The organism is Mycobacterium colombiense (assembly GCF_003284975.1).
GTDB classification, from domain to species: domain Bacteria; phylum Actinomycetota; class Actinomycetes; order Mycobacteriales; family Mycobacteriaceae; genus Mycobacterium; species Mycobacterium europaeum_A.
Map to the genome: position 1 here is coordinate 1 of NZ_QMEU01000035.1, position 21669 is coordinate 21669.

Here is a 21669-nt window from a genome sequence, read left to right on the forward strand (position 1 = left end):
GCGCAGGCCTAGCGGTTCATCGGGCGACGGCGACGGCCAGGCGCCCGTCGGGCCGAGTTGCCGTCTGCCGCACTAACATTGCGACGAGCAAGGTACCGGCCGCCAGCAGCCCGCCCACGAACAACACTGTGGCCGGCCAGCCGCCGACGCCGTACACGACGCCGCCCAAGGCGCCGGCCACCGATCCGCCCAGGTAGTAGCTGAACAGGTACAGCGCGGACGCCTCCGCGCGATCGCGGTGCGCCACCGCGCCCACCCAGCCGCTGGCGACGGTGTGCGCGGCGAAGAAGCCGCCGGTGAACACGCCGACACCGATGACGATGACGGCCAGCGCGTGCGGGATGGTGAGCAGCAGGCCGGCCACGGTGATCGGCAATGCCGTGCCGAGCACGAGCCGGCGGCCCTTGCGGTCGGCGAGCCGCCCGGCCACCACCGACGTCCAGGTGCCCACCAGGTACAGCACGAACAACAGCCCGACCACCGAGGATGCCAATCCGAAGGGCCGGTCCGTCAGCCGGTATCCGAGGTAGTTGTAGACCGTGACGAACGCCCCCATCACCACCGAACCCAAGGCAAACAGCTTCAGCAGCACGGGGTTTCGCACATGTGCGGCAAGGTTGCGCACGGTGTCGCGCACGCTCGCCGCCTTCGGGGTGAAGAACTGAGACCGCGGCACCAACAGGGCGAACACGACCGTACCGGCCAGCGTCATCACCGAGCACACCAGCAGCGCGACCCGCCAATTGCTGACGTCGACGACCAGGGACGGCACGATCCGCCCGAGCAGCCCTCCCACCGTGGTCCCCGCGACGTAGCGGCCCATCGCCGAACCGAGCGACGAGGCGTGCACCTCCTCGGCCAGGAATGCCATGGCGACCGCTGGTATGCCGGCCAGCGCGACGCCATGCAGCGCGCGTCCGGCCAGCAGCACGCCGAGTGTGGGACTCAGCGGCAGCAACAGCCCGATGACGCTGGACGCTATGCCCGACATCAGCATCACGGTGATGCGCCCGTAGCGCTCGGACAGCACGCTCGCCGGGATGATCGACAGCGCCAACATGCCCGTCGTCAGCGAAACCGTCAACGCCGCGGTCGCCGGCGCGATCCGGTAGGACGCCGACAACGCCGGGAGCAGCGCCTGCGTGCAGTACATGGCGGCGAAACTGGATAGCCCGGCACCGTACAGCGCGATCGTCATTCGCCGATATCCCTTGGATCCGGCCTGATGTGCGACGACGTGAGGCATGCCAACCATGCTTCGGGTCGCGCCACCCAAAAGGAAATGAATTATTTCGGTGCTTATGATGCGTGAAACACATAAGCAGAGGTGGCTGCATGGCGGACGGCGACTACGAGTGGTTCATCGCACTCGCCGAATTGCAGCACGTCACGGCGGCGGCGCAGCAGCTCCATGTCGCTCAGCCGACGCTGACCCGGATGCTGGCTCGCCTGGAACAGCAGGTGGGGACGCCGCTGTTCGACCGGCACGGCAGGCGCCTTGCCCTCAACACGTACGGCCGGATCTTCTACGAGCACGCGCGGCGGGCCCAGCTCGAGCTCGATTCGGCCCGGCGCGAGATCGATGACCTGACAAACCCGGCCGTCAGCGAGATCCGGTTGGCCTTTCTGAGCTCGTTCGGATCGACGGTGGTTCCGAGATTGATCGCGAAGTTCGGGGAATCGTCACCGCGGGTGACGTTCGCGTTGGAGGAAGGGCCCGCCGAGTCGATCGGCGATCGCGTGCGGTCCGGCGACGTCGACGTCGGCGTGGTATCGCCACGGCCGCGCAAACGAACGCTGGCCTGGCGCAGCCTGTTTCGTCAACGGTTGGGCATCGCCGTGCCCCAGGACCACCGCTTCTCGCACGGTGCGGCGGTGTCCATGATCGATCTGGCCGACGAGCGCTTCGTGACGATGCACCGCGGATTCGGCATGCGGGGACTGCTCGACGAGCTCTGTGCGGCAGCGCAGTTTCGGCCCCGCATCGGATTGGAGGCCCCGACCCTCACGACGGTCGCCGGCCTGGTCGCCGCGGGGCTGGGCGTCAGCCTGGTACCCATCGACGGCAGCGAGTACGCGCCGGGGGTGCGGGTGCTGCGGCTGGCCGACGCCGACGCCTATCGCGATGTCGGCATGATCTGGAATTCCGGTCGACCGCTGTCTCGCTCGGCACGCGACTTCATCGCGGCCGCCGCGGCGGTAGAACACCGCCGGACGAAGGATCCGATCAGCTGAACCCAACGACCACCCGCGGGTACCGCTCAGACCGCGATCTGGTGGTGACGGGTCTGATTACCGCCACACCGCTTCGCCTCGTACATCGCGGTGTCGGCATGGGCGACCAACTGGTGAAACGCGTGCTCGGCGTAGTCCGAGACCACGTTGCTCAACGCCAGCGTGGCGATTCCGACGCTGGCGGTCACCGACACGTCCACCCCGGCCACGGCGTCGCAGAGCTGCCGACCCCAGTCCGGCAGCTGTTCTGTCGTCACGATGTCGGCGACCAGGAATTCCTCCCCGCCGACCCGCCCGACCACAGCGGTGTCGCCGCATGCGGTGGTCAAGGTGCCCGCCACCGCGATCAGCGCCTCGTCGCCGGCGGCGTGTCCGCGACTGTCGTTGAGCTCTTTGAAGCGGTCGAGATCGACCATGGCGACCGCCAGAAACATGTGATGGGCGCCGGCCAGCATTCGGCCGACAATGGCCCGATCGCAGGCTCTCCGGTTCAGCAGACCGGTCAGCGGGTCACGGTTCGCGCGCAAGAGGTCCATCCACAGCGCGCGCACCACGACCTGGATGGCAAGCGGCACGACCACGTTGAGTTCCAAAACCAGAAAGTAACCGGTGAAGGCCAGCAGGGTCTGCCCGCTGGCGGCCAGCCGCACCGCCTGCCAGGCCCCAATCGCGCTGGCCAGGACGAAATTCAGCGCCATGAGCCGGACCGTATGGAAGAACGCGATGTAGCCGCCGGTGACCGATAACGCCGAGCACGACATCAGCCCGACGAGTGGCTGAGGCTGCCATAGACAACCGCCACCAATGGATATGGCGCCGGTCAGGATGTAGAAGATGGACTGTCGTCGGGTGGGCCACCCGCTCAACCACAACGCCGCCATGCCCAGACCCAAGACGGCGGCGACGATCGAAACCGTCAGCGCCACACGCGGATACAATGGGACGGGCCCGTACAACACGTTGACCGGCACCAATACCAACGAGGACGCCACGACGGCGAGAACCCTGCGGGTGCTCGTGCTGAGCCCGTGCGCCTGCAAATAACCTGTCAGCCAATCGAAGTGGTCGTCTTGCGTCCACCACGTCGCCAGCCGCGTCATCGGTTCGCCTTTCCCCGAACTCGCTCGCCCCGTTCGGGCCATAGCAAAGGAGCCGGCGAGTTGCGTCACAGTTAATACCATCGCGCGCTGGAAATAGCTCGAATGGACGAGAAAGGCACATCGGATGGCGCGCCGCCCACCAGGTTGAATAGGTCGCGCGGGTGCATCCCACGACGATGTCGCTTTTCCGCCAGTTTTGTCGGGGGCCGAGTGTAAGTGTGGAACCGTGCACGACGATTTCGAACGCTGCTACCGCGCCGTCCAGTCTAAGGACGCCCGGTTCGACGGCTGGTTCGTTACCGCGGTGCTGACCACCCGGATCTATTGCCGGCCCAGCTGCCCGGTGCGGCCACCGTTCGCCCGTAACGTGCGGTTTTATCCAACCGCCGCTGCCGCGCAGCGGGCCGGCTTTCGCGCGTGCAAGCGGTGCCGCCCCGACGCCTCCCCGGGCTCTCCGGAATGGAACGTGCGGGATGACATCGTGGCGCGCACGATGCGGCTGATCGCCGACGGCACGGTGGACCGTGCGGGAGTCACCGGCCTGGCTGCCGAACTCGGTTACACCACCCGGCAGCTGGAGCGCCTCCTGCAGGTCGAGGTCGGGGCCGGCCCCCTCGCCCTGGCCCGCGCGCAACGGGCGCAAACCGCGCGCGTGCTGATCGAGACGACGGATCTGCCGTTCGGAGACGTCGCATTCGCCGCGGGCTTTTCCAGCATCCGTCAGTTCAACGACACCGTGCGCTCGGTGTTCGACAACGCACCGAGCGCGCTGCGGCGGCGCGCGGTGACCCGCACCGCGTCGGCCCCGAATTCGCCTGGCACCGTGAGCCTTCGGCTCCCGGTGCGCACACCCTTCGCGTACGCCGGTGTCTTCGGTCATCTGGCGGCGGGCACGGTTCCCGGTTGCGAGGAGATCCGCGATGGCGCCTACCGGCGCAGCCTGCGCCTGCCGTTCGGCAACGCGATCGTCGCCCTGACGCCCGCCCTCGATCACGTCCGTTGCGTGCTCGTGCTCGACGACTTTCGCGATCTGACGACGGCCATCGCGCGCTGCCGGCGTCTGCTGGACCTCGATGCCGACCCGCAAGCCGTGGACGATGCGCTCGGCGCGGACGACGAGTTCGCCGCCGTCGTAGCCAAGGCGCCCGGACAGCGAATTCCGCGCACGGTCGACGAGGCCGAGCTCGCGGTGCGTGCGGTGCTGGGCCAGCAGGTGTCCACCAAGGCCGCGAGCACCCATGCGGGCCGCCTGGTCGCCGCCTATGGGCAGCCGATCGACGATCGGGAGGGATCGCTGACCCACACCTTCCCGTCCGTCGAGCAGTTGGCCGAGATCGACCCCGTTCATCTGGCGGTGCCCAGAGCTCGACAACGAACCCTGAGCGCTCTGGTCGCCGGCCTCGCCGACGGCAGTGTGGTGCTGAGCCCCGGGTGCGACTGGGATAGGGCCCGAACGCAACTGCTCGCCCTGCCCGGGGTGGGCCCGTGGACCGCGGAGGTCATCGCCATGCGCGGCCTCGGCGATCCCGACGCGTTTCCCGCCAGCGATCTGGGCGTGCGCCTGGCCGCCGAACAGCTGGGCCTGCCGTCGGGCGAACGGTCCCTCGCCGCTCGCGCCGCACAGTGGCGACCGTGGCGTTCCTACGCCACCCAATACCTTTGGACCACTCTCGAGCATCCGGTAAACCGTTGGCCGCCACAGGAGGTCGCATGATTCGCGCCGGCGACGAGGGCAGCGGGGCACGCCCCCACGAGTGGGAGTTACCCCCGCCCGCTTGCGGGGGACGAAGCGACGAGGAGGAGTGGCGCACATGATCGAGTACCGCACCATCGACAGCCCGATCGGGCTGCTGACCCTGGCCGGTCGCGGCTCCGTGCTGACGAATCTGCGAATGGTCGACCAGACCTATGAGCCGAGCCGCGCCGGCTGGTCGCCGAACCCCCGGGGGTTCGGCGGGGCTGTCGAGCAACTCGCCGCGTATTTCGCCGGCGAGCTGACGAATTTCGATGTAGAGCTGGACCTGCGAGGAACCGAATTTCAGCGCCGAGTATGGCGGGCGCTGCTGACCATTCCGTACGGCGAAACCCGCTCGTACGGCGAAATCGCCGAGCAGATCGCAGCGCCGGGCGCCGCGCGCGCCGTCGGGTTGGCCAACGGCCACAACCCGATCGCCATCGTCGTTCCCTGCCATCGCGTCATCGGGGCAAATGGAAGCCTCACGGGCTTCGGCGGCGGACTCGGCCGAAAGCGCACACTGCTCGAATTAGAAAAGCAACGGGTGACATTGACACTTTTCGATTAATTGCGCATGCAAAAACACCCCCGTTGCCGGGGGTGTTTTTGTGTATGTTCGGCGGTGTCCTACTTTTCCACCCGTATGGGCAGTATCATCGGCGCTGACAGGCTTAGCTTCCGGGTTCGGAATGGGACCGGGCGTTTCCCTGTCGCTGTGGCCGCCGTAACTCTATTTAAATTTGTTTGGTGGGGGGTGTGGCGTTTCGCGGCATTGCTGCCGTGAAATGGACTGTGGTTGCGATTGTGTGTTGGTAAGTTTTCGGCCGGTTAGTGCCAGTTCCCTGCACCCATTACTGGGCTTCCAGGTCTGGCCTATCGAACCCGTGGTCTGCGGGGGGCCTTATCCCTCTAAAAGGGTGAGAAACCTGATCTTGGAGAAGGTTTCCCGCTTAGATGCTTTCAGCGGTTATCCTGTCCGAACGTGGCTATCCAGCCGTGCCCCTGGTGGGACAACTGGTATACCAGAGGTTCGTCCGTCCCGGTCCTCTCGTACTAGGGACAGGTTTCCTCAAGTTTCTGACGCGCGCGGCGGATAGAGACCGAACTGTCTCACGACGTTCTAAACCCAGCTCGCGTGCCGCTTTAATGGGCGAACAGCCCAACCCTTGGGACCTGCTCCAGCCCCAGGATGCGACGAGCCGACATCGAGGTGCCAAACCATCCCGTCGATATGGACTCTTGGGGAAGATCAGCCTGTTATCCCCGGGGTACCTTTTATCCGTTGAGCGACACCCCTTCCACTCAGAGGTGCCGGATCACTAGTCCCGACTTTCGTCCCTGCTTGACTTGTAAGTCTCGCAGTCAAGCTCCCTTGTGCACTTACACTCAACACCTGATTGCCGTCCAGGTTGAGGGAACCTTTGGGCGCCTCCGTTACATTTTAGGAGGCAACCGCCCCAGTTAAACTACCCGCCAGGCACTGTCCGTGAACCCGATAAGGGTTCGACGTTAGGTGTCCAATACGATCAGAGTGGTATTTCAACAACGACTCCATACAAACTGGCGTCTGTACTTCACAGTCTCCCACCTATCCTACACAAACCGTACCGAACACCAATACCAAGTTGTAGTGAAGGTCCCGGGGTCTTTTCGTCCTGCCGCGCGTAACGAGCATCTTTACTCGTAGTGCAATTTCGCCGAGTCTATGGTTGAGACAGTTGGGAAGTCGTTACGCCATTCGTGCAGGTCGGAACTTACCCGACAAGGAATTTCGCTACCTTAGGATGGTTATAGTTACCACCGCCGTTTACTGGGGCTTAAATTCTCCGCTTCACCTTGCGGTTAACGGGTCCTCTTAACCTTCCAGCACCGGGCAGGCGTCAGTCCGTATACATCGTCTTGCGACTTCGCACGGACCTGTGTTTTTAGTAAACAGTCGCTACCCACTGGTTTCTGCGGCCGAATCCCGCTCCCACCGCAAGGGTGTTCACGGTATTCCGGCCCCCCTTCTCCCGAAGTTACGGGGGCATTTTGCCGAGTTCCTTAACCATAGTTATCTCGTACGCCTTGGTATTCTCTACCTGACCACCTGTGTTGGTTTGGGGTACGGGCCGTGTATGTGCTCGCTAGAGGCTTTTCTTGGCAGCAGAGGATCACCGAATTCGCCTCAATCGGCTATGCATCACCTCTCGGGATTAATGAGCGACGGATTTGCCTATCGCTCTCCCTACGGGCTTGCCCCAGTATTACCACTGACTGGTACGGCTACCTTCCTGCGTCACCCCATCGCTTGACTACTACCAGCGAAGGTCCCACGCAGCCCCGAAACTCCATGCCCCCGAAGGGGAATGGTCGATCCGGTTTTGGGTGGTTAGTACCGCTGATTCATCAGGGACGCCTATACACGGGTACGGGAATATCAACCCGTTGTCCATCGACTACGCCTGTCGGCCTCGCCTTAGGTCCCGACTCACCCTGGGCGGACTGGCCTGGCCCAGGAACCCTTGGTCTTACGGCGGGCAAGGTTCTCACTTGCCTTATCGCTACTCATGCCTGCATTCTCACTCCCCCACCCTCCACCACCGGTTACCCGGAGGCTTCGCTGAATGAGGGACGCTCCCCTACCCACATTCACGTAGACGTGAATGTGCCGCGGCTTCGGCGGTGTGCTTGAGCCCCGCTACATTATCGGCGCATAATCACTTGACCAGTGAGCTATTACGCACTCTTTCAAGGGTGGCTGCTTCTAAGCCAACCTCCTGGTTGTCTCTGCGACTACACATCCTTTTCCACTTAGCACACGCTTAGGGGCCTTAGCCGGCGATCTGGGCTGTTTCCCTTTCGACGTACGGAGCTTATCCCCCGCCGTCTCACTGCCACGCTTTACACCACGGCATTCGGAGTTTGGCTGACGTCAGTAACCTAGTAGGGCCCATCGGCCATCCAGTAGCTCTACCTCCGTGGTGAACCACGCAACGCTGCACCTAAATGCATTTCGGGGAGAACCAGCTATCACGGAGTTTGATTGGCCTTTCACCCCTACCCACAGCTCATCCCCTCAGTCTTCAACCTAAGTGGGTTCGGGCCTCCACGCGGTCTTACCCGCGCTTCACCCTGGCCATGGGTAGATCACTCCGCTTCGGGTCCAGAACACGCCACTACACCCCAAAGGGGATGCGCCCTATTCAGACTCGCTTTCGCTGCGGCTACCCCGCACGGGTTAACCTCGCGACGTGTCCCTGACTCGCAGGCTCATTCTTCAAAAGGCACGCCATCACCCCACGAGGAGGCTTTGACGGATTGTAGGCACACGGTTTCAGGTACTATTTCACTCCCCTCCCGGGGTACTTTTCACCATTCCCTCACGGTACTAATCCGCTATCGGTCATCGAGAAGTATTTAGGCTTACCGGGTGGTCCCGGCAGATTCACAGCAGATTCCACGGGCCCGCTGCTACTCGGGAGTTGATACAAGGTAGGTGACGGGTTTTCGCGTACCGGGCTCTCACCGTCTACGGCAGGCCATCCCAGGCCATTTCTGCTAACCACGACACTTTCTGACTACCCCTCAGCCAGGTAGAGCTGAGACATATCGATCCCACAACACCGCGCACACAACCCCTACCCGGTTATACATGCGTGCGGTTTAGCCTGTTCCGCGTTCGCTCGCCACTACTGACGGAATCACAATTGTTTTCTTCTCCTACGGGTACTGAGATGTTTCACTTCCCCGCGTTACCTCCCGCACCCTATATATTCAGATACGGGTAACACGACATCACTCGTGCTGGGTTTCCCCATTCGGAAATCCTCGGATCAATGCTTGGTTGACAGCTCCCCGAGGCATATCGCAGCCTCCCACGTCCTTCATCGGCTCTCGATGCCAAGGCATCCACCATGCGCCCTTAAACACTTACTTACACACAAGAGTTAAAAAAGAAATTACACATTTCGATGAACACGCCGGCCACGAAGGACCACGCGTTCATCTAGATGCTCGCAACCACTATCCAATACTCAAACACCACACCCCACCACCAAGATGGAGGGACTCCACACGGATCGACCGAGTGTTGTCTCAGGGCCCAATAGTGTGTCTGGCAATCATTTGCTGTTGCGCACCCGGTTTTCGTCCACTACAGACGAGAACCCCTCACGGCTCGCACTCCACCAATTGGAATGCTTTTCGTGGTGCTCCTTAGAAAGGAGGTGATCCAGCCGCACCTTCCGGTACGGCTACCTTGTTACGACTTCGTCCCAATCGCCGATCCCACCTTCGACAGCTCCCTCCAAAAGGTTAGGCCACTGGCTTCGGGTGTTACCGACTTTCATGACGTGACGGGCGGTGTGTACAAGGCCCGGGAACGTATTCACCGCAGCGTTGCTGATCTGCGATTACTAGCGACTCCGACTTCATGGGGTCGAGTTGCAGACCCCAATCCGAACTGAGACCGGCTTTAAAAGGATTCGCTTAACCTTACGGCATCGCAGCCCTTTGTACCGGCCATTGTAGCATGTGTGAAGCCCTGGACATAAGGGGCATGATGACTTGACGTCATCCCCACCTTCCTCCGAGTTGACCCCGGCAGTCTCTCACGAGTCCCCGGCATTACCCGCTGGCAACATGAGACAAGGGTTGCGCTCGTTGCGGGACTTAACCCAACATCTCACGACACGAGCTGACGACAGCCATGCACCACCTGCACACAGGCCACAAGGGAACGCCTATCTCTAGACGCGTCCTGTGCATGTCAAACCCAGGTAAGGTTCTTCGCGTTGCATCGAATTAATCCACATGCTCCGCCGCTTGTGCGGGCCCCCGTCAATTCCTTTGAGTTTTAGCCTTGCGGCCGTACTCCCCAGGCGGGGTACTTAATGCGTTAGCTACGGCACGGATCCCAAGGAAGGAAACCCACACCTAGTACCCACCGTTTACGGCGTGGACTACCAGGGTATCTAATCCTGTTCGCTCCCCACGCTTTCGCTCCTCAGCGTCAGTTACTGCCCAGAGACCCGCCTTCGCCACCGGTGTTCCTCCTGATATCTGCGCATTCCACCGCTACACCAGGAATTCCAGTCTCCCCTGCAGTACTCTAGTCTGCCCGTATCGCCCGCACGCTCACAGTTAAGCCGTGAGATTTCACGAACAACGCGACAAACCACCTACGAGCTCTTTACGCCCAGTAATTCCGGACAACGCTCGCACCCTACGTATTACCGCGGCTGCTGGCACGTAGTTGGCCGGTGCTTCTTCTCCACCTACCGTCAATCCGAGAAAACCCGGACCTTCGTCGATGGTGAAAGAGGTTTACAACCCGAAGGCCGTCATCCCCCACGCGGCGTCGCTGCATCAGGCTTGCGCCCATTGTGCAATATTCCCCACTGCTGCCTCCCGTAGGAGTCTGGGCCGTATCTCAGTCCCAGTGTGGCCGGACACCCTCTCAGGCCGGCTACCCGTCGTCGCCTTGGTAGGCCATCACCCCACCAACAAGCTGATAGGCCGCGGGCCCATCCCACACCGCAAAAGCTTTCCACCAAAAGACATGCGTCTAAAGGTCCTATCCGGTATTAGACCCAGTTTCCCAGGCTTATCCCGAAGTGCAGGGCAGATTGCCCACGTGTTACTCACCCGTTCGCCACTCGAGTACCTCCGAAGAGGCCTTTCCGTTCGACTTGCATGTGTTAAGCACGCCGCCAGCGTTCGTCCTGAGCCAGGATCAAACTCTCCAAACAAAATCTCCTCGCAGAACGAGGTGAATTTCAAATCAGAGATAATCTGACCTAACAAAAAGACACCAAAAACTGGCATCAAAAAAACGACCATACCCACACACGGGGGGTGCGAAGTATGGTCAAAAAACAACAACAAATAAAAAGACCAAACACACTATTGAGTTCTCAAACAACACTTGTTTCGCCCGTTTTGGGGCAACCCTGCCAGCTTAATACAGATCCGGCAGGTAAGTCAACTCCCAGTTTTGGTCTGCTAGAGACCGTCTCGGGAGCAGCCGTGCCAGGCTAGTACCAATCCAGCGAGGGAGTCAAGGGCCCCGCTCTCGTCCACCTTCGCGTTGGTGATCGCGCTTGTGGGGCACTGACTTTGGTTACTGTACCCGCTCGATCTCCGCTCCCAAAATCGCCAGGTTTTCCACGAACAACGGGTAGCCGCGATCGATGTGGAAGACGTCGTGGACCTCGGTGTCTCCGTCGGCGACAAGCCCGGCCAATACCAGGCCCGCGCCGGCCCGGATGTCCGAACACCACACTGGCGCGCTCGACAATTGCGGCAGTCCCCGAACGACGGCGTGATGTCCGTCGGTGCGGGCATCGGCGCCCAAACGAATCATTTCCTCGACGAAGCGAAAGCGCGCCTCGAATACGTTCTCGGTGATCATCGAAGTGCCGTCGGCGATCGAGGCTAAGGCGATGGCCATCGGCTGCAGGTCTGTCGGGAATCCGGGGTATGGCAGGGTCGCCACGTTGACGGCCTTGGGGCGCTCGTACTGCGCCACCCGGAAGCTGTCGTCGGTCTGGGTCACGGTGGCGCCGGCGTCGTGCAATTTGTGCAGCACCACCTGCAGGTGTGCCGGGTCGATGCCCGTCACCGTGATGTCACCGCGGGTGATCGCGGCCGCGATCCCCCAGGTGGCGGCGACGATGCGATCCCCGATGACGCGATGCTCGGTCGGGTGCAGCTTCGGGACGCCGGTGATGGTCATGGTCGGCGAACCGGCGCCTTCGATCTGCGCGCCCATCTGGTTCAGCATCGTGCATAGGTCGACGACGTCGGGCTCGCGTGCCGCATTGTGGATGACGGTCACGCCCTCGGCCACGACTGCGGCCATCAGGATGTTCTCGGTGGCGCCCACCGAGGGGAACTCCAGCTGAATCTCCGCACCGCGCAGCGTATCGGCCTGCGCCACCACGCATCCGTGCTCGATGTTGCATTGCGCGCCGAGCTGGCGCAGGCCGGCCTGATGCATGTCCAGTGGGCGCGAACCGATCGCGTCACCGCCGGGCAGCGCGACGCGTGCGCGCTTGCAACGCCCGACCAGCGGTCCCAGCACGCACACCGACGCGCGAAACTGCCGGACCGCGGCGAAGTCGGCGTCGTATTTCGGCTCGTCCGGAGAGGTGATGCGGGCGACGTCGCCGTCCAGTTCGACGGTCGCGCCCAGCCCGCGCAGCACCTCGGCCATCAACGGCACGTCAAGGATGTCGGGGCAGTTGGTGATCGTGCTGGTGCCTTCGGCCAGCAGCGTTGCGGCCATCAGCTTGAGCACGCTGTTTTTCGCGCCCCCTACTGCGACTTCGCCGGACAACCGGTTGCCGCCGGTCACCACGAATCGCTCAGCCACCCGCGTCAGTCTAGTGAAGCGGTATCGCCTTGTCAGTCGGCCAAGCCACACCCGAGTACGGTTTGCTCATGGCTGTACACCTGACTCGCATCTACACGCGAACCGGCGACGACGGCACCACGGGATTGAGCGACTTCTCCCGGGTCTCCAAGAACGATCCCCGGTTGGTGGCCTACGCCGATTGCGACGAAGCCAACGCCGCGATCGGTGTCGCCGTCGCCGTCGGCCGGCCCGACGAGCAGCTCACCAGCGTATTGCGGCAAATCCAAAACGACTTGTTCGACGCCGGCGCGGATCTGTCGACTCCCGTGGTCGACAACCCCGAATATCCCCCGCTGCGGGTCACCCAGCCTTACATCGATCGGCTCGAAAAGTGGTGTGACACATACAACGAACCCTTGCCTAAGCTGAATTCGTTTGTGCTGCCCGGTGGTTCGTCGTTGTCGGCGTTTCTGCACGTCGCTCGCACCGTGGTGCGCCGAGCCGAGCGGTCGGCGTGGGCCGCGATCGATGCCGCGCCCGGGCAGGTCAGCGTGCTGCCCGCGAAATACCTGAACCGCCTCTCGGATCTGCTGTTCATCCTGTCGCGGGTGGCCAACCCCGAGGGCGATGTGCTGTGGAAACCGGGCGGCGGCGACGTCCGCTAGTTAACAGCGTTCGGATCGTCCCCGGGCCGGCGCGGCTAGAGGCTGCGCCGGCGCGACCGGGGCGACGGACGCGACTCCAGCCAGGACAAAAACGCCGTCAACGCGCCCTTGTCCAGCGCGATCTCGTAGCCGGACCTGCGGTCCTGGGTGGTGTCACGCAGCTCGATGACGACGATCTCGTCGGTCATGATGTCGAACTCGTCGCCGCGTGGCGCCCGCCTGGAGACGATCTCGACGCCACGGCGGCTCAGCCGTCGGTCCGGCCACAATCGCAGGCTGGACAGTCGGTAGAACGCGGCTTCCCCCCCGCGGTAACGGATTACGCCGTGGCGCCAGCCGTGGCCCCCGACCGCGGGAATGTCTCGCATGATCCCCGCCGTGCCGCCCTGGCGTAGCTTCCACAACCGATAGCTCAGCGCGACGACGGCGCCCGCCAGCACGACGACGAGCACGACCATGCCAACCATGGGCGCGCTCATCATCTGGTCCGAGGCGGTTAGTCGATCGCGCCGACGGCGCGCAACCTTGCGCGCCCCTTGGCGGCGATACGCGGGTCGTCCGACTCGGAAGCCTCTCTGGCAGCGCTCTCGTCGATCTCCGAGGAGAACTCGGCGGATTCGGCGAGGATGGTCACCGATTCCTCGGTGACGGACAGAAATCCGCCGTCCACCGCGATCCGCAGATCGTCTTCACCGTCTCGTTCGACGCGCACCATTGCATCGTCGACCAACTGCGCTACCAGCGGGATGTGCCGCGGCAGGATGCCGATCTCACCGACGGTGGTACGGGTGAACAGAAACGTTGCCTCACCCGACCAGATCTTTCGGTCGACGGCGACTATCTCAACGTTCAAATCCGCCATGCCACGAGCCTTTCAGAGCCTTTTCGCTCACGCCTTTAGGAATCCAGTTTGGCGCCAAAGCTTTCGGCCTTCTTCGCCAAGTCGTCCAGGCCGCCGATCAAGAAGAACGCCTGCTCCGGGATGTGGTCGAAATCGCCCTTGGTCAGGCGGTCGAACGCCTCGATGGTCTCCTTCAGCGGTACCGTCGAACCGGGCTGACCGGTGAACTGCTCGGCCGCCATCATGTTCTGCGACAGGAATCGCTCGATCCGTCGTGCACGCTGAACGAGCTGCTTGTCCTCTTCGGACAACTCGTCGATACCGAGGATCGCGATGATGTCCTGCAAATCCTTGTACCGCTGCAAGATTCGGATGACTTCCTGGGCAACGCGGTAGTGCTCGTCACCGACAACACTCGGGTCCAGAATGGTCGAGCTCGACGCCAGGGGGTCCACCGCGGGGAAGATGCCCTTGGAGAACACGTTTCGAGAGAGCTCGGTGGTGGCGTCCAGGTGCGCGAATGTCGTCGCCGGCGCCGGGTCGGTGTAGTCGTCGGCGGGCACATAAACGGCCTGCATCGACGTGATCGACTTGCCTCGCGTCGAGGTGATGCGCTCCTGCAACTCGCCCATCTCGTCGGCCAGCGTCGGCTGGTAACCCACCGCGGACGGCATACGACCGAGCAGCGTCGAGACCTCGGATCCGGCCTGGGTGAACCGGAAGATGTTGTCGATGAACAGCAACACATCCTGGCCGGCCTCGTCACGGAACCACTCCGCCATGGTCAGCGCGGACAGGGCCACCCGCATGCGGGTGCCGGGCGGCTCGTCCATCTGACCGAACACCAGCGCGGTGTCCTTGAGCACGTCGGCTTCCTTGAGTTCGACCCACAGGTCGTTGCCCTCACGGGTGCGCTCACCGACGCCGGCGAAAACCGAAGTGCCACCGAAGTTTCGGGCGATACGGTTGATCATCTCCTGGATCAGCACCGTCTTGCCCACGCCCGCACCGCCGAACAGTGCGATCTTGCCACCACGCACGTACGGGGTGAGCAGGTCGACGACCTTCAGACCCGTCTCGAGCATCTCGGTGCGCGGCTCGAGCTCCTCGAACGGCGGCGGCTTGCGGTGAATCGACCAGTGCTCGAAGTCTTCTCCATAGCCCGGCTTGTCCAGGCAATGCCCCAGGGCATTGAAGACGTGGCCCTTGACCTCCTGGCCGACCGGCACCGAGATCGACTTGCCACTGTCCGTCACCTCGACTCCACGCACCAGGCCATCGGTGGGCTGCATGGAAATCGTGCGAACCAGGTTGTCGCCGAGGTGCTGTGCGACCTCGAGCGTCAGGGTCTTCTTGAGCTCCTCGAACGTGATCTCGGCGTTGAGAGCGTTGAACAGTTCCGGCACGGAGCCGCGCGGAAACTCGACGTCGACCACCGGGCCGGTGATTCGCACCACGCGGCCACTGGTCTCGGTGTCCTTGGCTTCTGTGGTCTTCTCGTCAGTAGCAGTCATTTTCTTCTTCCTCGTGTGCTACTTAGCGTCGGCGAGCGCGTTTGCGCCGCCAACGATTTCGCTGATCTCTTGGGTGATCTGAGCCTGCCGCTCGCGGTTCGCCATCAGCGTGAGCTCCTTGATCAGGTCGTCCGCGTTGTCCGTTGCCGACTTCATCGCCCGTTGACGCGACGCGAGCTCCGATGCCGCCGATTCGAGCAACGCGGCATACACCCGGGTCGTCACATACCGCGGCAGCAGCGCGTCGAAAAGCGTTGTGGCGTCTGGTTCGAACGAGTACAAAGTGTGGAGTTCGTCGGTGTCCTCGACGTATTCCATGACCAGCGGAGCGATCCGATGGGCCACCGCGGCCTGCGACATCATCGACTTGAATTCCGAGTAGACGATGTGCAGCTCGTCGACGCCCTGGTCGTCCTGTGACTCGTCATCGCCGACCCCGGCCATGAAACTCTCGACCAAAGTGGACGCGATCTCCTGGGCGTTCTCCACCTGGGGCTGCTCGGAGAAACCCGTCCAGGATTCGGTGATGTCCCAGTTGCGGAACTTGAAGTAGTTCTGCGCCTTCCGGCCCACCGTGTAAACGATGGGTGTCTTGCCCTCCTCCCGCAGCAACGAGAACAGTTCCTCGGCACGGCGGAAGATGCTTGAGTTGTACGCGCCGCACAGACCGCGGTCCGAGGACACCACCAGGACGCCGGCGCGCTTCGGCTCGTCACGCTCGACCAACAACGGATGGTCCAAAGCGGCTTCGGAGGACAACGTGGTAAGCATCGACGTGATCTGGAATGCGTAAGGCCGGGCGGATTCCAGCCGGGCCTGCGCCTTGCCGATGCGCGAGGTCGCGATCATCTCCTGGGCCTTGGTGATCTTCTTGATCGAGCCGGCCGAACGGATCCGGCCCCGTAATTCGCGAAGTGTTGCCGCCATCGGTAGCTACTTCTTGTCCTTGCCGGAGGCCTTGGAATCCTTGGATTCCTTCTTGTCCTTCGGCTTCTCCTTCTTGACCTGTACGGACTCTTTCTCCAGATCCTCTTCGTCCAGGGGCTCGACGTGCTCGTCGGGCACTACCGAGCCGCCACCGGTGGCCGCGAAGCCCTTCTTGAAGTTGTTGATGATCTCGGTGAGCTGGTTCTCGCCCTCTTCGGAGAGCTTGCCGCTGTCGCGGACGCCGGCCAGGAACTTCTCTTCCGAGGCCCGCATGTGATCCAGCAGCTCAGTCTCGAAACGTCGGACGTCCTCGACGGGCACCGAGTCCAGGTGACCGCCGGTGCCCAGGAAGATCGAAACCACCTGCTCCTCAACCGGCATCGGTTGGTACTGAGGCTGCTTCAACAGCTCGACCAGGCGTTCACCGCGCTCCAGCTGGGCCTTGGACGTCGCGTCCAGATCTGAGGCGAATGCGGCGAAGGACTCCAGCTCCCGGTACTGCGACAGGTCTAGACGCAACGAGCCGGCGACTTCCTTCATGGCCTTGATTTGCGCCGCACCACCCACGCGGGACACCGAGACACCGACGTTGATGGCCGGCCGCACGCCCTGGTTGAACAGGTCGGACTCCAGGAAGCACTGGCCATCGGTGATCGAGATGACGTTGGTGGGAATGTAGGCCGAGATGTCGTTCGCCTTGGTCTCGATAACCGGCAACCCGGTCAGCGAGCCGCCGCCGAGGTCGTCGGACAGCTTGGCGCAACGCTCCAGCAGGCGGGAGTGCAGGTAGAACACGTCGCCGGGGTAGGCCTCGCGGCCCGGCGGGCGGCGCAGCAACAGCGAGATCGCCCGGTAAGCCTCCGCCTGCTTGCTCAGGTCGTCGAAGACGATCAGCACGTGCTTGCCGTCGTACATCCAGTGCTGGGCGATGGCCGAACCCGTATACGGCGCAAGCCATTTGAAGCCGGCGGAGTCGGAGGCCGGCGCCGCGACGATGGTGGTGTAATCCATCGCGCCGCCCTCTTCCAGGGCGCGCCGGACGGAGGCGATCGTGGTGCCCTTCTGGCCGATGGCCACGTACACGCAGCGCACCTGCTTGCGCTCGTCGCCGCTCTCCCAGTTCTCCCGCTGGTTGAGGATGGTGTCCACGCAGACGGCGGTCTTGCCGGTCTTGCGGTCGCCGATGATCAGCTGGCGCTGGCCACGACCGATCGGGGTCATGGCGTCGATGGCCTTGATGCCCGTCTGCAGCGGCTCGCTCACGCTCTGGCGCTGCACCACCGACGGCGCCTGGATCTCCAGCGCGCGGCGAATGTCCGTGTCGATGTCTCCGCGGCCGTCGATCGGCTGGCCAAGCGGATTGACGACGCGGCCGAGGAACGCGTCGCCGACGGGGACCGACAGGACCTCGCCGGTGCGCTTGACCTGCTGTCCCTCTTCGATCTTCTCGAAGTCACCCAGGATCACCGCGCCGACGCTGTGCTCGTCGAGGTTGAGCGCGACGCCCAGCACGCCACCGGGGAACTCGAGCAGCTCCTGGGTCATGACCGAGGGCAAGCCTTCGACGTGCGCGATGCCGTCCCCGGCGTCGACGACCGTACCGACCTCCTCCCGGGAGGTGTCGGAGGTGAAAGAGCCTACGTACTCCTCGATGGCGCTCTGGATGTCATCAGCGGAGATTGTCAACTCGGCCATGGCTTTCGTCTTCCTACTTGATCTTGGTATCGCGTGCGTCGGAATGGGTTTGTGATGAATGGTTGGTGTCAGTCGGGCAATTGAGCCTCGGCCGCGGCAAGGCGAGAAGCGAGTGTCCCGTCAATCACTTCGTCGGCCACGGAGATGAGCAGGCCGCCCAGTAGTTCGGCATCGATCTGCAGCTGTACCGCCACCGGGTGATCGTAGATGCGGCCAAGCACGTCGGTGAGGCGAGACCGCTGGGCATCGCTGAGTTCGGCCGCCGCCTTGACCGTGGCGACGATCTCGCCGCGGCGCGCCACGGCGACTTCCGTCAAGAACTGAACGGCATCCTCGGCCGGCTGGCCCCTGAGCAGTTCGACCGTCTGGGTCAGCAACGCGGTCACAATGGGGTGGACCCTGCCGCTTGCGCTGTCAAGCACCTTGCGCAACAACGCGACTCGGCCTTCGACCGGAACGGCGTAGTCACCCAGCAAAATGGAAAGTTGTGGCTGCGCATCGAGGATGCGGGAGAACCGGAACAGCTGTTCTTCGACCTCGTCAACCTTGTCCTCGCGTTCGGCGACTTCGAGCAGCGCCTGCCGAGACACGTGTTCGATGGCGTCGACCAGATCGGAGTTGGCCGACCAACGCTCCGAGACCGCGGCGCGCAGCACCTCGAGTGTCGCGTCGCCGACCTTGCCGGAGACCAGTCGTTCGACCAACCGGACCCTGGGCGCGCTGTCTTCGGCGGGAACGGTGAGATACCGCGTGACGACGATCTCGCGGTCCAGCATCTGGGCCACATCGACCAGCTCACCGGAGACGGTCGAAAGCCCCTTGCTGTCAAGGTCTTTGGCTAGGGAGCTGAACTTCTCCGACAGGTTGCCCAGCGCGACGCGACTCGACGAACGCATCTTGGTCATCAACGGATACTGGACGTCGGCCGCAACGGGCGCCATCTCGTCGAGTTCGTCGAGGAACCGGTCGACGGTGGCCGACTGCTGTTCAGGGTCGGCGACGTAGTTGCGCACCAACTCGCCCGCCTGGCGCACCGCTTCGTGGCCGAGTTCCAACCGGAGCTGCCGGCTCAACTGGGTGCGCAACAGATCGACCTGGCGGCTGCCCTGTGCGTTGATGCGATCGGACTCGACATCCGCCTGGGCCCGCAACTGCTCGACGATGCGGCCCGCGTCGGTCCGGGCCTCCTCGACCACCCGTTCGCCCTCGGTCTTCGCATCTTCCACGGCCTTGGTGTGCGCCGTGGTCGACTCGGTCAGCCGATCACTCGCCGTCGCAGCGTCTTTCAGCTGTTGGCGCACGGCGTCTTGCCGCGCGGCCATCAGCCGACGCACCGGCGGCACGACGTAGCGCACCACCAGAAACACGATGGCCGCAAAGCCCACCAACTGGCCGATGAAAGTCGACATACGTATTTACCGTCCGGATGTCTTGGTTGCGGATGTGGTCGTGGCGGCGGGGGCGACGTCGACGCCGAGGATGCGACTTGCCAACGTCGCCGACATCGACGCCACATTGGCACGCAGATCCAGCTCCACGGCGTCCCTCTCCCGCTTCAATTGCTCGGATGCCATTTGCAACGTCGACATCACCTGTTGTTCGGCACGGGCGCGCGCGTCTTCGACCACCTTACGACCTTCGGCGCGGGCATTGTCGCGCAACGACGACGCCTGAACCCGCGCCTCGCTCAGGGCTTCTTCGTAGTCGGCCTTGGCCGCTTCGAATTGCTCGGTCGCCTTCTTGTTGTCGGCAGCCGTCTTGGCGACCATGGCCTCGCGCTCGTGCAAGACCCTCATCACCGGCGGCACGACGAATGTGCCGATGACGGCCAGCACGATCAGGAAGATCGCAAGCACGAAGAAGAAGGTGCCGTTGGGGACGAGGAAGTTGTTGCCCCCCTCGGCCACCACCTGGCTGGATGCCAAAATGCTCAGACTCGCGTCACGCATTGCAGCGAATTACTTGACCGGGGTAGCGAAGACGAACAACGCCATGAACGCCAGGTTGATGAAGTAGGCCGCCTCGACCAGACCGACCGTGATGAAGAACGGCGTGAACAGCCGGCCCTGCGCTTCGGGTTGCCGGGCGATACCCGAGACCAGCGCGTTACCAGCAATACCATCACCGATTCCGGCGCCGATCGCGCCGCCACCCATGATGAGTCCACCGCCGATGAGAGCGGCGGCAGCGATTTGGGGGTCCAGGGCTGCCATTCTTTCCTCCTTTATTTGGGGCTTATCCGGTAGCGGTCTACCGAGCCTCTGTAATGGTGCGTGGAACAAAACAATTCATGGGCGTCTCAGTCATGGTGATCCTCGATCTCCATGGCCTGGCTGAAGTACAAGATGGTCAGAATCGAGAAGATGAAGGCCTGGATGGCGCCGACGAACAGATCGAAGGCCTTCCAGATCGCGTTGGGTGCCCACATGATGTACGGCGGGAAGAGCGCGATCAGCGCGACCAGGATGCCGCCGGCGAAGATATTGCCGAAAAGTCGGAGCGACAGCGAGATGGGCTTGGCGAGCTCTTCGACGAGGTTGATCGGCGCCAAGAACGCCACGTGACCCTTGACCACCGCCAGCGGATGCCCGATGATGCCGCGGCGCCAGATGCCGGCCACGTGATAGCAAACGAACACGAAGAGCGCCAGCGCCAGAACGTAATTGATGTCCGCCGCCGCCGACTTCAGCAGCTCGCTCGCGTGCCCGGATTTGTCCTTGTACTGCAGCGGGAGGACCGACAGCCAGTTGGAGATCAAAATGAACACGAAGATCGTGACGGCCAACGGCAGCACGAACGGGGCGATCCGCATGCCGATAGCGCTCTCGATCTGTCCGCGCATCTGTTCGGTGATCGCCTCCCAGAACAGCTGAACGCCACTCGGCACGCCCTTGGAAGTGATCTTCGCGCGCAGGAAAAAGGCCAACCCGAGCACGATCACCGCGGCGATCGCGGTCGACAGAATCGTGTCGGTGTTGACGGTCAGGCCAAGCCACGTGGCCTTATTGTGCTCGCCAACCTCGATTGCCGACTCGGCCAGGAACGTCGTCCCAGTCATCGTTGCTGTTCCTTACCTTCCGTTCCGTCCGATCCTGCGATCACGCCGCCTTCGGCACCGTCCGAGTGCTCCGCCCAGTCACCGGCGCGCAGCTTCTTCCACACCGGCAGCGCTGTCGAGGCGACCAAGAGGACCTGGAAAAGCGCCAATCCGAACACGACGCCCAGTCCGGCGGGCCGAAAGACGTAGGCGATGATCAGCCCGACGACGGTGATGATGGCCAGCCGTGACGCCGAGTTGACCGCCATCGACCTTTTCAGCGGATGATCCTTGGCGGTGATCGACTCAACCGAGCGACGCACCAATACTGCGTTGAGCAAACCTAGGAGAAGCCCGACGCCGAAGAAGACGCCGACCATCAGGTGACCGGACAGTCCGGCGGCGAGCACCGCCACTGCGGTGATGGCAATGCTGATCGCGAAGAGCCGAACCGGACGGAAAGCAACAGAGGGAAACACCAACGGCGCGTCCTGCGCTGGTGTCGTCACTGCAGCACCTCAATCCCGGGTTGATGGAACGGGAACCCCCCGACCGACTGATCGGTGGCCCGCCGAGCGTAT

The 21669-nt window shown here is 63.0% G+C and carries 17 protein-coding genes and 3 rRNA genes; 4 read left to right on the top strand and 16 right to left on the bottom strand.

The window, feature by feature from the left end; translation table 11 throughout:
• Positions 1–16: 16 nt before the first annotated feature.
• The gene (locus DQP58_RS13580) at positions 17–1255 is read right to left on the bottom strand and encodes an MFS transporter (protein ID WP_112708879.1); all 1239 of its coding nucleotides are present in this window, start codon (positions 1253–1255) and stop codon (positions 17–19) included.
• Between the two features lie 80 nt (positions 1256–1335).
• Here DQP58_RS13580 and DQP58_RS13585 point away from each other — a divergent pair, with 80 nt between their 5' ends.
• Positions 1336–2235: a LysR family transcriptional regulator gene (locus DQP58_RS13585; protein WP_112708880.1), complete on the top strand. Its 900-nt coding sequence runs from the start codon at positions 1336–1338 to the stop codon at positions 2233–2235.
• A gap of 26 nt (positions 2236–2261) precedes the next feature.
• Here the strand turns inward: DQP58_RS13585 and DQP58_RS13590 are convergent, their stop codons facing one another.
• Entirely contained in the window at positions 2262–3335 is a 1074-nt protein-coding gene (locus DQP58_RS13590; RefSeq protein WP_112708881.1) for a GGDEF domain-containing protein, read from the bottom strand.
• A gap of 226 nt (positions 3336–3561) precedes the next feature.
• On the opposite strand from DQP58_RS13590, the gene DQP58_RS13600 reads away from it, so the two are divergent.
• Together DQP58_RS13600 and DQP58_RS13605 are read left to right on the top strand one after the other, a co-directional pair.
• Entirely contained in the window at positions 3562–5049 is a 1488-nt protein-coding gene (locus DQP58_RS13600; protein WP_112708882.1) for a DNA-3-methyladenine glycosylase 2 family protein, read from the top strand.
• Positions 5050–5146: 97 nt separating this feature from the next.
• Positions 5147–5638 (top strand): methylated-DNA--[protein]-cysteine S-methyltransferase, encoded by a 492-nt coding sequence (locus tag DQP58_RS13605; protein ID WP_112708883.1) that lies wholly within the window; start codon positions 5147–5149, stop codon positions 5636–5638.
• A gap of 46 nt (positions 5639–5684) precedes the next feature.
• On the opposite strand, the gene rrf is transcribed toward DQP58_RS13605, so the two are convergent.
• The 4 genes from rrf to murA all read right to left on the bottom strand — a co-directional run bounded on the left by rrf (position 5685) and on the right by murA (position 12427).
• A 5S ribosomal RNA gene (rrf, locus tag DQP58_RS13610) occupies positions 5685–5797 on the bottom strand.
• An 81-nt stretch (positions 5798–5878) separates the two neighbouring features.
• Positions 5879–8988, bottom strand: a 23S ribosomal RNA gene (locus DQP58_RS13615).
• Between the two features lie 283 nt (positions 8989–9271).
• Positions 9272–10802, bottom strand: a 16S ribosomal RNA gene (locus DQP58_RS13620).
• Together the 16S, 23S and 5S rRNA genes form the textbook arrangement of a ribosomal RNA operon.
• Before the next feature lie 371 nt (positions 10803–11173).
• A complete protein-coding gene (gene murA, locus DQP58_RS13625; RefSeq protein WP_066864597.1) occupies positions 11174–12427 on the bottom strand; it encodes a UDP-N-acetylglucosamine 1-carboxyvinyltransferase in 1254 nt (417 codons plus the stop codon).
• A 68-nt stretch (positions 12428–12495) separates the two neighbouring features.
• On the opposite strand from murA, the gene DQP58_RS13630 reads away from it, so the two are divergent.
• On the top strand, positions 12496–13074 hold the full coding sequence (locus DQP58_RS13630) for a cob(I)yrinic acid a,c-diamide adenosyltransferase (protein ID WP_112708884.1): 579 nt from the start codon (positions 12496–12498) through the stop codon (positions 13072–13074).
• Between the two features lie 35 nt (positions 13075–13109).
• Here the strand turns inward: DQP58_RS13630 and DQP58_RS13635 are convergent, their stop codons facing one another.
• The 10 genes from DQP58_RS13635 to DQP58_RS13680 form a co-directional block, all read right to left on the bottom strand.
• Positions 13110–13553, bottom strand: coding sequence for a DUF2550 domain-containing protein (locus tag DQP58_RS13635; protein ID WP_112708907.1), 444 nt, complete (start codon positions 13551–13553; stop codon positions 13110–13112).
• Between the two features lie 17 nt (positions 13554–13570).
• Positions 13571–13936, bottom strand: a complete 366-nt coding sequence (locus tag DQP58_RS13640; protein WP_112708885.1) for a F0F1 ATP synthase subunit epsilon — start codon at positions 13934–13936, stop codon at positions 13571–13573.
• A gap of 35 nt (positions 13937–13971) precedes the next feature.
• Entirely contained in the window at positions 13972–15429 is a 1458-nt protein-coding gene (atpD, locus tag DQP58_RS13645) for a F0F1 ATP synthase subunit beta (protein WP_112708886.1), read from the bottom strand.
• Between the two features lie 18 nt (positions 15430–15447).
• Positions 15448–16356, bottom strand: coding sequence for a F0F1 ATP synthase subunit gamma (locus tag DQP58_RS13650; protein WP_112708887.1), 909 nt, complete (start codon positions 16354–16356; stop codon positions 15448–15450).
• Positions 16357–16362: 6 nt separating this feature from the next.
• Positions 16363–18051, bottom strand: a complete 1689-nt coding sequence (gene atpA, locus DQP58_RS13655) for a F0F1 ATP synthase subunit alpha (RefSeq protein WP_112708888.1) — start codon at positions 18049–18051, stop codon at positions 16363–16365.
• A 68-nt stretch (positions 18052–18119) separates the two neighbouring features.
• Positions 18120–19460, bottom strand: a complete 1341-nt coding sequence (locus tag DQP58_RS13660) for a F0F1 ATP synthase subunit B/delta (protein ID WP_112708889.1) — start codon at positions 19458–19460, stop codon at positions 18120–18122.
• Positions 19461–19466: 6 nt separating this feature from the next.
• Positions 19467–20000, bottom strand: a complete 534-nt coding sequence (locus DQP58_RS13665) for a F0F1 ATP synthase subunit B (protein ID WP_066864576.1) — start codon at positions 19998–20000, stop codon at positions 19467–19469.
• 9 nt (positions 20001–20009) lie between these two features.
• A complete protein-coding gene (locus tag DQP58_RS13670) occupies positions 20010–20255 on the bottom strand; it encodes a F0F1 ATP synthase subunit C (RefSeq protein WP_065052998.1) in 246 nt (81 codons plus the stop codon).
• Between the two features lie 95 nt (positions 20256–20350).
• A complete protein-coding gene (gene atpB / locus DQP58_RS13675) occupies positions 20351–21109 on the bottom strand; it encodes a F0F1 ATP synthase subunit A (RefSeq protein ID WP_067137958.1) in 759 nt (252 codons plus the stop codon).
• Positions 21106–21597 (bottom strand): ATP synthase subunit I, encoded by a 492-nt coding sequence (locus DQP58_RS13680; protein ID WP_112708890.1) that lies wholly within the window; start codon positions 21595–21597, stop codon positions 21106–21108. The genes atpB and DQP58_RS13680 overlap by 4 nt, the downstream gene beginning before the upstream one ends.
• Between the last annotated feature and the right edge of the window lie 72 nt (positions 21598–21669).